Origin of the sequence: Streptomyces echinoruber (assembly GCF_014651135.1) — a bacterium.
In the GTDB taxonomy this organism is placed as follows: domain Bacteria; phylum Actinomycetota; class Actinomycetes; order Streptomycetales; family Streptomycetaceae; genus Streptomyces; species Streptomyces echinoruber.
In genome coordinates, this window is the sequence record NZ_BMWH01000032.1 from 26122 (window position 1) to 38221 (window position 12100).

The following is a 12100-nucleotide window of genomic DNA, read 5'->3' on the forward strand; positions in this document are numbered from 1 at the left end:
CGCGCCGCGGCTCCCGGGCTCACCGGAAGGCGTCGAACCCGGTGAGCGCCTTGCCCAGCACGAGCTGGTGCATCTCCACGGTGCCCTCATAGGTGAGCACCGACTCGAGATTCGTCGCGTGCCGCATCACGGGGTATTCGAGGGAGATCCCGTTGGCACCGAGGATCGTCCTCGCCGTACGGCAGATCTCGATCGCCTCCCGTACGTTGTTGAGCTTGCCGAAGCTGACCTGCTCCGGACGCAGGCGGCCGGCGTCCATGCGCCGCCCCAGGTGATGGGCGAGCAGGATCCCCTTGTGCAGTTCCACCGCCATGTCGGCGAGTTTGGCCTGGGTGAGCTGGAAGCCCCCGATGGGCCGCCCGAACTGCTCCCGCGAGCGCGCGTAGTCCAGCGCCGCCTCGAAACAGGCCCGCGCCGCCCCCATCGCGCCCCACACGATCCCGTACCGGGCGTGCGACAGGCAGCTCAGCGGGCCGCGCAGCCCGGTCACCTCCGGCAGCACGGCGCCGGCGGGCAGCCGTACGTCGTCGAGCACGAGCTCGCTGGTGACGGAGGCCCGCAGGGACCACTTGTGCTTGATCTCGGGCGCGGAGAAGCCGGGGGTGCCGGCGGGCACGAGGAACCCGCGGATGCCGTCGTCGGTCTGCGCCCAGACGACGGCGACGCCGGCGACCGAGCCGTTGGTGATCCACATCTTGCGGCCGTTGAGGACCCAGTCGCCGCCGTCCTTCTTGGCGTAGGTCCGCATCGACGCCGGGTCGGAGCCGTGGTCGGGCTCGGTCAGCCCGAAGCAGCCGATGACCTCGCCGGCGGCCATGCGGGGCAGCCACTCCTGCCGCTGCTCCTCGCTGCCGAAGCGGTGGATGGCGTACATGGCGAGGGAGCCCTGGACGGAGACGAGGGACCGGATGCCCGAGTCGGCGGCCTCCAGCTCCAGGCAGGCCAGACCGTACTGCACGGCGCCGGCCCCGGCGCAGCCGTATCCGGTGAGCGACATGCCGAGTGCGCCGATCCCGCCGAGCTCGCGCGCCAGCTCCCGGACGGCCGGCAGCTCGCCCTTCTCGTACCACTCCGCCACGTACGGCAGCACCCGGTCCGCCGCCCAGGCGCGCACCGTGTCCCGGACCGCCAGGTCCTCCGGCTCCAGCAGGTCGTCGATGCCGAGCGGATCGGCGGGGTCGAAGGGGGGCGGCTTGGGCGAGGCGGTCGGCATGAGCACCCTCCGGCAAGGAAACTAGCAGCGCTAGTTAAACGGTTCCGGTCCCGACGTTACGACGCCGTTCCCCCCGAGTCCAGCCCCGCATCCGCCCGGCGACCGTCCGTCCGGCGGACCGTCCGGGCGGCGCTCACGCCGACACCCGGGACCGCTCCCTCTCCCGCTGGGCGGGAAGCTCCATGGCACCGCCCGCGTCCTCCCTGTCTTCCGCGGTCTCCGCAGTCTCTGCGGTCTTCGCGGTCTCCGCAGTCTCTGCGGTCTTCGCGGTGTCCCTGATCTCCGCAGTCTTCACGGTGTCCCCGATCTCCGCGGCATCCCCGGTCTCCCCGCACTGCATCACCCGCGGCAGCCGCAGCGCCATCAGCGCCCCGAGCAGCAGCAGCCCCGCGCTCACGAGCAGCGTGACGTGCAGCCCGTGCACGAAGGAGTCCCGGGCCGCCCGCCGCAGGGCGCCCCCGGCGGGGCCCCCGAGCCGCGCGGCGACGTCGTACGCCTCCCCCAGCGAGTGGGAGGCGGCCGCGGCCGACTCGGCCGGCACACCGGGCACGCCGGCGAGCCCGGGTGCGTACGCGGCGTTCATGACGCTGCCCAGCAACGCGATGCCGATGCCCGCCCCGAGCTGGTAGGAGGTCTCCCCGATCGCCGCCGCGCCCCCGGCCTGCTCGGCCGGTGCCTCGCTGAGCATGGACTCGTACGCGCCGAACAGCGTCGTCTCCAGCCCGAACCCGAGCAGCACGAACCCCGTGAGCAGCAGCGCCACGTCGTCCCGGCCGCCCATCCCGGTGAGCGTGAGCACGGCCACCGCGGTGAGCAGGAAGCCGGAGCAGACCATGCGCCGCGGCCCGAACCGCCGCAGCATCCGCTCCCCCGCCAGCCCGGCCGCCATCGCGGCGAAGGTCAGTGGCAGCAGCCGCAGGCCCGTCCGGAGCGGGGAGAGCCGCAGCACGAGTTGCAGGTACTGGGCGGCGATCAGCTCCAGGCCGACCAGCGCCAGCATCGCCAGGACGATGCAGCCGACGGAGGTGCTGAACGCCGGCCGCCCGAACATCCGCAGGTCCACCAGCGGATGCGCCCGCCGCCGCTGCCGCCGGACGAACGCCACGAGCAGCGCGGCGCCGACGACGAGCGGCAGCACGGTCCACACGCCGGTGACCGGCTCGCGCCCGCCGAGCCGTTTGACGGCCAGGACGACGCCGAGCAGGCCGGCGGCCGCCATCAGCGACCCGGCCACGTCCCACGGGCCGTCGTGGCCCCCCGTGGACTCCGGCAGCAGCAGCCGCCCCACGGGCAGGCTGACCAGCATCAACGGGATGTTGACCAGGAAGACCGAACCCCACCAGAAGTGCTCCAGCAGGAATCCGCCGAGCAGCGGCCCCACGGCCGCCCCCACCGCCGCCACCGCGCTCCACACGCCGATGGCCAGCGCCCGCTCGCGGCGGTCGGGGAAGACCTGCCGCAGGATCGACAGCGTGGCCGGCATGATCATCGCGCCGCCGACGCCGAGCAGCGCCCGCGCCACGATGAGGGTCTGCGGGTTCGGGGAGAAGGCCGCGAGGGCGGAGGCGAGGTCGAAGAGGCCGTAGCCGAGCAGCAGGATCCGTCTGCGGCCCACCCGGTCGCCGAGCGTGCCGAAGAGGATCAGCAGCGAGGCGCAGACGAGCGGGTAGGTGTCGACGATCCAGAGCAGTTCGATGGCGCCGGGCCTGAGGTCCTCGGTGACGGCGGGGACCGCCACGTGGAGGACGGTGGCGTCCACGGCGACCAGCAGCAGGCTGACGCAGAGGACGACGAGGACGACCCAGCGGTTGGCACCGGCCCCGGCCGCCCGACGGCGCAGCGCGGTGGCGGCCGTGGTCGTCCCGGACATGTACGTACCTCCCAGATGAACCCTCGCGTTCGGCGGGCTCGCGGGGTGGGGAGCCCCCGCGACTCGACCGGGGAGGAGCGGTGGTCCCCGGTCCGCGCTACGAAAGGCGAGTGACACGTCAGCGTACGCGAGCCGGGCGGTCCGGGGCGTGGCGGACCTCTCAGACATCGCCGGAACAGGTGTGGCGTGCGCCACTCTCCTCACCTGTGCGTCACCTGCGCATCACCCGCGCGTCACCCGTGTGTCGCACCCGGTGACGCCCGGCCGCTCCCGGCGGGCTCCGGGCCGACCGGGAGCGGCCCGGTCGATACCGGCCGATAGTCGACACCGGCCGATAGTCGACACCGGTCGATAATCGAGCCCGTGAGCGATCTTGCGACGCGTGCCGACCGGGCCCCGGCCCTACCGCGAGCCGCCCCGGCCCTGCTCGGGTACGCGGCCGTGCGGGCCCTGGGCCTGGCCGTGCTGGCCGGGTGGAGCGCGGCGCACGGCAGGAACGCCCACACGCTGCTGACGGCCCGCTGGGACTCCCTGTGGTACGCGCGGGTCGCCGGGCTCGGCTACGGCTACGAGGTGCGCCTGCCGGACGGCGCCGTCCACTCCGACCTCGCCTTCTTCCCGCTGCTGCCGTGGCTGGAGCGGCTGGGGGCGGCGGTGACGCCGCTGGGGTACGGGGACGTCGGCCTCGCCGTCAGCCTGCTCGCCTCGCTCGCCGCGGCCTGGGGGATCTTCGCGGTCGCCGACCACCTGTACGGCCGCCGGGCGGGGGTGTGCGCGACGCTGCTGTGGGCGGTGCTGCCGGTCGCGGTCGTGCAGTCGATGGCGTACAGCGAGTCGCTGTTCACGGCGCTGGCGGCCTGGGCGCTGTACGCGGCGCTGACCGGCCGCTGGGTCACGGCGGGCGCCCTGGCACTGGCGGCGGGCCTGACCCGCCCGGTGGGGCTGGCGGTGACCGCGGCGGTGTGGACGGCCGGCGCCGTGTCGTTCGCCCGGGAGCGGCGCGCGGCCCGGGAGCGGTCCGCTGTCCGGGACCAGCTCGCGGCCCGGGAGTGGCCCGCCGCCCAGGAGCAGTCCGCCGCCACCTCGTCCGGGTGCACCGGGAGCCCGGCGCCGACGGGCGGCGTGCGGGAGGTCGTACGCGCCCCCGCGCGCACGACCGCGCCCCCGCGCGGGGGCGCACCGGCCCGGCGGCGCGCCCTCGGCATGCTGCTCGCGCCGCTCGGCTGCGCCGGGTACCTGCTCTGGGTCGGCCACCGCACCGGCCGGGGCCTGTGGGGGTACGCGCGGGTGCAGGCCGGGTGGCGCAACGGTTTCGACGGCGGCCGGGCCTTCGCCCGCTTCACGGCCGAGAAGTTCACGTCACTCCCGTCGGCCCCGGCCGGCCTGGGCCTGGTGGCCGGCGTCGCGCTGGTGGTGTGGCTGTACGTCACCTGCGTACGGCAGCGGCAGCCGCTCGAGCTGCTGGTGTACGCGGGTGTCGTCACCGCGCTCGCCCTGGGCGCCTCCGGGTACTTCGGTTCCAAGCCGCGCCTGCTGCTGCCCGCGTTCCCGCTGCTGCTGCCGCTCGCCCTGGCCCTGGCCCGGCGGCCGGTCCGCCGATCGGCGCTGGTGCTGGGGGCCGTCGCGGTGCTCTCGGCGGTGTACGGGGCGGTGTGGCTGAACGGCACCGGTCCGCCGTGACCGGCCCGGCCGCGCGGCCCACCCCGGTCGAGCATTCGGTGAACGCATTCGTAATTCCGGTAAAACGTCCGCCCGTAATGATCAAATAAATTGCTGGGATCCGGTCGGCGTGCATTGCGGAATCCCGGGAATTCGGCGGCCGCCTGAGAGCAATCCCACATCACATCGTCATCACAAACCCGGTGATTCGACCGGGAAGTGACCTCACTCGCTGTAACGTCGATTGAGTGCGTACCGAACGAACACTCACCCGTCTGGACCGGCTGTTCGCCCGGCTGGACCGTGAGCCGGAACGGCCGGCACACATCGACGTGCCGAGGATGAGCCGGCACCGCGTCGTGCTGCTCGCCGCGACACTCGCGTTCTACCTGGCGATCGTCTGGGCCGTGGTGACCACCTCCTGGCTGGTCCGGCTCGACTGGCAGGTCATGTTCTTCCGGCCGTACCAGCAGTGGCCGCAGATCCACGCCTTCGCCGACTACTACGTCGTGCTCGGCCAGCGCGGCCCCACCGCCGTGATGGTCGCCGCGTGGCTGGGCTGGCGTTCCTGGCGGCAGCACACGCTGCGCCCGCTGCTGGCGCTGGGGGCGGCGCTGCTGCTGCTGAACGTCACCGTCGGCGCCGCCAAGTACGGCATGGGCCGGCTCGGCCCGCACTACGCGACCGTCATCGGCTCCAACGAGATGGGGCTGGGCGGCGACATATTCCCCAGCGGCCACACCGCCAACGCCGTGGTGACCTGGGGCATCCTGGCCTACCTGGCCTCCACCCCCAGGGCGCGCCGCTGGCTGTCGGCGCTGTCGGCGGTGACCGCGCTCGGCGTCGGCCTGACCACCGTCTACCTCGGTACGCACTGGCTGAGCGACGTGCTGCTGGGCTGGGCCGCGGGGCTGCTGATCCTGCTGGCGCTGCCGTGGTGCGAGCCGCTGATCGCCCGCTCGGAGGCGGCGCTCCTGGAGCTGCGCGACCGCCGGCGCGCCCGGTACGGCCGTCCCGCACCCCGGCCCGCTCCCGCTCCTGCCCCCGTCCCCGCGGCCGGTCCGCCCGTGGCGCTCGGGCCGCGGGTCCTGGCCGACGCGGAGGCACCGGCCCGCGACGCGGTGCCGGCGGCCGCCCGTCCGCCCCGGGCGCCGGTCTACCTCGCCCCCGGTCCCCATCTGGCCCGGTCGGAGCGCACGCCGGTCACCCCGACCGGCAGCCGCAGGCCCCCGCACGCCGACCGCCTGCCGCGCGGCACCTCGACGGCCCGCCCGCTCACGGGCGGCTGACCCGCCGGACGGTACGCGCACCCCGGCTTCGCGCCACGGCTGCTCCGGTACGACGGCTCAGGCCCCGGTCTCCCGCCCAGGGAGCCGGGGCCTTCACCGTGCGGCCGCTGCCGTGCGGCCGGTGCCGTGCGCCGGCGCGTCACCCCTTCCAGGCGCGGGTCACGCGGCCGTCGGCGACCTCGAAGTTCAGCCGGCCGGCGCGGTACTCCATGGTGATGATCGCGCCCGGCGGCAGCGACCGCACCGTGGACCAGCCGCGCTCGCGGGCGAGGTGCTCGGCCCGCCGGGCGTCGAGTCCGACGTACCCGTCCGGGTTGTCGTGGGGCTCCGTGGGCGGAGTGGGAATCGGTGCCATGCCGCCACCGTAGGCGCCGCGGGGCGGCCGGGAAAGCGGCCGCCCGCCCGAGGGCGCCCGCCGGCGGCGCCTCGCCCCACGGGCACCGGGTACCTCTCCTGTCACGCTTCTGTCACAGGACTACGACAGATCCCGACAGCGCGCCGGGGCTTGCAGGTCACCCGGACGGGCGGTTCCCCGGGCCTTCCAGGTGTCTTCCGCGGGTAATCCGAGGTAATTTCCGAGGAGGGTGGACGGAGCCGCTCCCGACGTGCCGGAAAACGCCGGAAGTAAGAATCGAGTAAGGGTCCGGGTCCCTTTCCCGCCCATTCCACGCAGGGGCCGAGACCGCACCGTCGCACAGGAATTTCACGGTTTCGGCACATGACGTTCGAACGCCTCTGTCTTGAGTGCCCCCTGTCGGACCGGGCGGCGGAGGCGCATCATGGCGTCAACCCGTGGGTACACGGCGTGCGGCCACGGCGGGCCCAGGACGCGATGAGCGAAGGGGCGACGAGGCGATGGGCACGGAGACGGCGCCGGCGGCCATCCGGCCGCGGGGCACCAGGCGGCGCGGCCGGATGGTCGTCGACTGGCTGACCACCACCGACCACAAGAAGATCGGCCACCTCTACCTGATCACGTCGTTCGGGTTCTTCCTGGCCGGCGGGTTCATGGCCCTGCTGATGCGGGCGGAGCTCGCCCGGCCGGGCCTGCAGCTGATGAGCACCACGCAGTTCAACCAGCTGTTCACGCTGCACGGCACGATCATGCTGCTGCTGTTCGCGACGCCGAGCTTCGCGGGCTTCGCCAACGAGCTGATGCCGCTGCAGATCGGCGCGCCGGACGTGGCCTTCCCCCGGCTGAACATGCTGTCGTACTGGCTGTTCCTGTTCGGCGGGCTGATCGTCATGGGCTCGCTGGTCGTGCCGGAGGGCCCGGCCGCCTTCGGCTGGTTCGCCTACGCGCCGCTCAACGACGCGGCGCACTCCCCCGGCGTCGGCCCCGACCTGTGGATCATGGGCCTGGCGCTGGCCGGGTTCGGCACGATCCTCGGCGCGGTCAACTTCATCACCACGATCATCGGGATGCGCGCGCCGGGCATGACGATGTTCCGCATGCCGATCTTCACCTGGAACACCCTGTTCACGTCCATCCTGATCCTGATGGCGTTCCCGGTGCTGGCGGCGGCGCTGCTGGTGCTGGAGGCGGACCGCCGCTTCGGCGCGCACGTCTTCGACCCGACCAACGGCGGGGCGATCCTGTGGCAGCACCTGTTCTGGTTCTTCGGCCATCCCGAGGTGTACATCATCGCGCTGCCGTTCTTCGGCATCATCACCGAGATCATCCCGGCCTTCGCCCGCAAGCCGGTCTTCGGCTACCTGACGCTGGTCGGCGCGACCATGGCGATCACCGGCCTGTCGGTGATCGTGTGGGCGCACCACATGTTCGCCACGGGCGCGGTGCTGCTGCCGTTCTTCTCGTTCATGAGCTTCCTGATCGCCGTGCCGACGGGCGTGAAGTTCTTCAACTGGACCGGCACCATGCTCAGGGGCTCGCTGTCGTTCGAGACGCCGATGCTGTGGGCGAACGGCTTCCTGGTGACGTTCCTCTTCGGCGGCCTGACCGGGGTGATCCTGGCCTCGCCGCCGCTGGACTTCCACGTCACCGACTCCTACTTCGTGGTGGCGCACTTCCACTACGTCGTCTTCGGCACGGTGGTCTTCGCGGTCTTCGCCGGCCTGTACTTCTGGTGGCCGAAGTTCACCGGCAAGATGCTCGACGAGCGCCTCGGGAAGATCCACTTCTGGACGTTGTTCGTCGGCTTCCACACCACGTTCCTGGTGCAGCACTGGCTGGGCGCGGAGGGCATGCCGCGCCGGTACGCCGACTACCTGGCCGCGGACGGCTTCACCGCGCTGAACACGGTGTCGACGATCGGCGCGTTCCTGCTGGGCGCCTCCACGCTGCCGTTCCTGTACAACGTGGGGAAGACGCACCGCTACGGCGCGAAGGTGGAGGTCGACGACCCCTGGGGCTTCGGCCGGTCACTGGAGTGGGCGACCTCCTGCCCGCCGCCGCGGCACAACTTCACGGCGCTGCCGCGGATCCGCTCGGAGTCCCCGGCGTTCGACCTGCACCACCCGGAGTACGCGGCGCCGCCGGAGGAGCCGCTCGGAGCGCACGCGTCAGCCGGTCGCGAGCGGCCCTGATGGTCTCCACCAGCTCCGGCGGCTCGAGCACCTCGAACTCGAAGCCCGTCATCAGCACGTGCACCACCATGCCCTCCAGGCTGGGCGCGCCGGTGCGCAGGACGCAGGCGTGAGGCCCGTCGGGCTCCAGCACCCCGGCGGAGGGCGAGATCCGCTCGGCGGCCTCGGGCAGCGGCACCAGCAGGCGCAGGACGGCGTGGGTGGCGTAGGCGCGCGTGGAGACGCCCCGGGAGACGTAGGCGGCGAGGTCGTCGGCGGGCGGGCGGCGCGGGGTGAAGCGGGGGCCGTGCGGCGGCCTGGGGGTGATGCGGTCGACGCGGAAGGTGCGCCAGTCGTCGCGGTCGAGGTCCCAGGCGACCAGGTACCAGCGGCGCTCGGTGCACACCAGGCGGTGCGGTTCGACGGTGCGGCGGGTGGTGGTGCCGGCGGGACTCCCCCCGCCCGGGTCCGTGCGGGAGCGGGGGTGGTCGCGGTAGTCGAAGCGCAGGCGTTCGGCGTCCCGGCACAGGCCGGCGAGTTCGGTGAGCAGGGCCGGGTCGACCGTCTCGGGGGGATGGCCGCGCAGCATGGGCACGGTGAAGGCGTGCAGCGCGCCCACGCGGCGGCGCAGCCGGCCGGGCAGCACCTGCTCCAGCTTGGCCAGGGCGCGCACCGAGGCCTCGCCGATGCCCTCGATGCCCTGTCCGGCGGCCGTGCGCAGTCCGACGGCGACGGCGACGGCCTCGTCGTCGTCCAGCAGCAGCGGCGGCAGCTCGGCGCCGGCGCCGAGCCGGTAGCCGCCGCCCGTGCCGGGGCCGGCCTCGACCGGGTAGCCCAGCGCGCGCAGCCGGTCCGCGTCGCGGCGCACGGTGCGCTGCGACACGCCGAGCCGCTCCGCCAGGTCGGCGCCGGACCACGCGCGGCGGGCCTGGAGGAGGGACAGCAGGCGCAGCAGGCGCGCGGAGGTCTCCAGCACGTCTCCGAGTCTGCCAGCCGCCGCCGGCCGGCCGCCGCCGGTTGCCGGCGGTGCCCGGAGGTCAAGGGCTGTAGGGCAGCTGCGGCACGGTGAAGCAGGTGCGGTTCATGTCGCCCTGGGACACCCAGCCCCGGCCGTCCTGCCAGCGGGCCACCGACAGGCAGGCGCGGTGGGTGGCGGGCGGCTTCGCCCGGGGCGTGAAACCGGCCGGCAGCAGCAGGCCGTGCGCGGTGTAGGCGCGGGTGCGGCTCATGAAGGCGTCCAGGCACGCGCGGGTGACGCCCCCGTGCCGGGCGCAGGAGCGGGCCGCGTCCGTGAACCACAGCGCGGCCGCCCAGCCCTCGAGCTGCCACTGGGAGTGCGTGGCCAGGCCCCTGGTGGCGTCCCGGAACTCCTTCACGGCCGGGTGGGAGGGGTCGTCGTAGTTGCGGCTGGAGCCGGTCGCCCACAGCGCGTTGCGGCAGCGCGGGGCGTCCCGGTAGTCGTCGGGGACGGTGGAGGACCAGTTCTGCACATTGGTCACCTTGGCGGTGACCCGGGCGCCGACGGCGTCCATCGCCTGGCACAGCCGGGCGTTGCCGTGGCTGTCGACGGCGTCGAAGACCAGGTCGGCGCCCTGCTGCCGCAGGTCGGCGGCGGCGGCGCGGAAGTTGGGCAGCGCGAAGTCGAGCTCCTCGGTGACGACCCGGTAGCCCTCCGCCTTCAGGCCGCGCTCGACGAGCCGCGCGTAGGCGGCGGAGGCGGCCTGGTTGTACGACACCACGGCGGCGGTGCGGGCGCCGTGCTCCCGCTTGAAGTACCGGTAGACCTCGGTGCCGCCGTACAGCTTGCCGTTCCAGCCCGGCTTCCCGTTCCGGGGGGCGCTGCTGCCGTAGATGCTGTACAGGTGCCGGTAGGTGTCGTAGGCGGCGCCGATGGGCTGGCCGCCGATGTCGGGCACGCCCGCGCGGGAGACGCGGGCGGCGCCGGCGTAGTTCAGGGCGGTGGTGGCGACCAGGGCGACGACCTTGTGCCCGTCGATCAGCCGGTGCACGCACTCGCTGTTGCCGACGCCGCTGCCGCCGTCGTCGCACAGGTGCACCCGCACGCGGCGGCCGTCGATGCCGCCGCGCGCGTTGAGCCGCTCGAAGTAGGCCTCGGCGCCGTCGCGCGGGCCGGTGAAGGCGTCGCCGCCGACGGGGCTGGTGGCGCTGGTGATGATGCCGACCGCCAGGGGGGCGGCGCGGCCCGGGGCAGGGGCCGCCGGGGTGCGGGCGCCCTGCTCGAAGTCGCGTTCCGGCAGTCGGCTGCCGCAGGCCGTGCCCGCGAGGAGCAGCAGCGCCGCGGCAGCGGTCTCAGCAGCCCGGCAGCGCCGACGCCGAGGCATGGCCGCTCATCTGCACCAGCGCGCACAGCGTCTTGTCGGACACCTTCCAGGTGCCGTCCTGCTGGACGGCCGTCCCGGCGGCGCCGGGCAGGGCGGTGGCGCCCTTGAGGAGGAGGTCGTAGGTCACGCCGGCCTGCGTGGGCGAGGTGAACACCACCTTCGTCACCTGGGCCCGCACCTGCCGGCCGCGCTGGTCGCCGCTGAACGCCCGCAGCACCAGGGTCATGCGGGCGCCGTTCTCCAGTACGGCCTGCTTCTCCTTCAGGGGGGTGGCCGGGTCGAAGAACTTCTGCCAGTTCTGCTTGATCTCCCGCTGGGCGGCCGCCGGGTCCTCGGGCCCGGTCGGCGGTGTGCCCGTGGACTTCTGCGCGGAGGAGGCGGGCGGGGTGCTGCTGGTGCCGCCGCCGTAGCCGTTGCCCTTGCCGTTGCTGCAGGCCGCGAGGGACGGTGCGAGGATGAGAACCAGGGCGGCGGCCGCCGCTGCCGTACCCCGTCCCGCCGCCCGCGGGCAGCGTCCCCGCCGTGTCTCCCCCCGCCTGGGGTCGCTCCCGAGAACCATCTGGCTCACCACCGGATGTCGGTCCGAGCCGGGTTACGCCCGGTTCTTTCAGGTTCGGCTTCCGGTGGGCATAGTGCAACCCATCGGCTGTCACGGGCGGATACGTGGCAGACGTCCGAGGTGTTCCGAAGTGTGGTGAGTCGGCGATGCGCACAGCCCGACCGCGGACCGCGCACCCCGCGCACCCCGTGCTGTGGGCCGGCTGGGCCGCGCTCGCCGCGGGCGCCGTGCTGTGCGTCCTGGGCTGGTACGGCGTCTCCGGCGAGCGCTACGCCGAACGGCAACTGCCCTACCTGGCGTCCTGCACGATCCCCGGCGCCGCGCTGATCGTCGCCGGGGCGGTGCTGCTCACCCACGGGCGGGGCGCGCTCGCCGCCGCGCGCGTGGAGGAGCTGTACGGCCTGCTGGTGTCCGCCGGCCACGAGGAGACGGCGCGGTCCGCGCGGCCGCCCACCGCGCCGGTCGCGGTCGGCGAGGAGCTGCTGGTGGTGCCCGGCGGCACCCTGTGGCACCGCGCCGACTGTCCCCTGGTGGCCGGCAAGCCGGAGGCGGTGCCGGTGGACGGCGCGCCGCCGGCCGGCGGCGGACTGAGCCCCTGCCCGGTCTGCGAGCCGCCCGGCGCGGCGGACGGCTGACGGCGCG

9 protein-coding genes and 1 pseudogene are annotated in these 12100 nt (G+C 73.9%); 4 read left to right on the forward strand and 6 right to left on the reverse strand.

The window, feature by feature from the left end:
- Positions 1-19 precede the first annotated feature (19 nt).
- Positions 20-1213 carry an acyl-CoA dehydrogenase family protein gene (locus IE225_RS28030; protein ID WP_190060425.1) on the reverse strand — a complete coding sequence of 398 codons (1194 nt, stop codon included), beginning with the start codon at positions 1211-1213 and terminating at the stop codon, positions 20-22.
- Positions 1214-1346: 133 nt separating this feature from the next.
- The gene (locus IE225_RS28035; protein ID WP_190060426.1) at positions 1347-3083 is read right to left on the reverse strand and encodes an MFS transporter; all 1737 of its coding nucleotides are present in this window, start codon (positions 3081-3083) and stop codon (positions 1347-1349) included.
- Positions 3084-3446: 363 nt separating this feature from the next.
- Between IE225_RS28035 and IE225_RS28040 the strand changes: the two genes are divergently transcribed.
- The gene (locus tag IE225_RS28040; protein WP_190060427.1) at positions 3447-4763 is read left to right on the forward strand and encodes a putative hexosyltransferase; all 1317 of its coding nucleotides are present in this window, start codon (positions 3447-3449) and stop codon (positions 4761-4763) included.
- A 227-nt stretch (positions 4764-4990) separates the two neighbouring features.
- A complete protein-coding gene (locus IE225_RS28045) occupies positions 4991-6031 on the forward strand; it encodes a phosphatase PAP2 family protein (RefSeq protein ID WP_190060428.1) in 1041 nt (346 codons plus the stop codon).
- A gap of 139 nt (positions 6032-6170) precedes the next feature.
- Here IE225_RS28045 and IE225_RS28050 read toward each other — a convergent pair whose 3' ends face one another.
- Positions 6171-6386 (reverse strand): I78 family peptidase inhibitor, encoded by a 216-nt coding sequence (locus IE225_RS28050; RefSeq protein ID WP_190060429.1) that lies wholly within the window; start codon positions 6384-6386, stop codon positions 6171-6173.
- A 500-nt stretch (positions 6387-6886) separates the two neighbouring features.
- On the opposite strand from IE225_RS28050, the pseudogene ctaD reads away from it, so the two are divergent.
- Positions 6887-8569 (forward strand): annotated as a pseudogene (gene ctaD / locus IE225_RS28055) (aa3-type cytochrome oxidase subunit I); the annotation flags it as partial.
- Here the strand turns inward: ctaD and IE225_RS28060 are convergent.
- The 3 genes from IE225_RS28060 to IE225_RS28070 form a co-directional block, all read right to left on the reverse strand.
- On the reverse strand, positions 8457-9533 hold the full coding sequence (locus tag IE225_RS28060) for a helix-turn-helix transcriptional regulator (protein WP_190060430.1): 1077 nt from the start codon (positions 9531-9533) through the stop codon (positions 8457-8459). The pseudogene ctaD and the gene IE225_RS28060 overlap by 113 nt on opposite strands.
- 61 nt (positions 9534-9594) lie before the next feature.
- On the reverse strand, positions 9595-10899 hold the full coding sequence (locus tag IE225_RS28065) for an ABC transporter substrate-binding protein (protein WP_190060431.1): 1305 nt from the start codon (positions 10897-10899) through the stop codon (positions 9595-9597).
- Positions 10868-11458 carry an MTB12 C-terminal domain-containing protein gene (locus tag IE225_RS28070; RefSeq protein ID WP_190060432.1) on the reverse strand — a complete coding sequence of 197 codons (591 nt, stop codon included), beginning with the start codon at positions 11456-11458 and terminating at the stop codon, positions 10868-10870. The genes IE225_RS28065 and IE225_RS28070 overlap by 32 nt, the downstream gene beginning before the upstream one ends.
- Before the next feature lie 146 nt (positions 11459-11604).
- On the opposite strand from IE225_RS28070, the gene IE225_RS28075 reads away from it, so the two are divergent.
- Positions 11605-12093, forward strand: a complete 489-nt coding sequence (locus IE225_RS28075; protein WP_190060433.1) for a hypothetical protein — start codon at positions 11605-11607, stop codon at positions 12091-12093.
- The last annotated feature ends 7 nt before the right edge of the window (positions 12094-12100 follow it).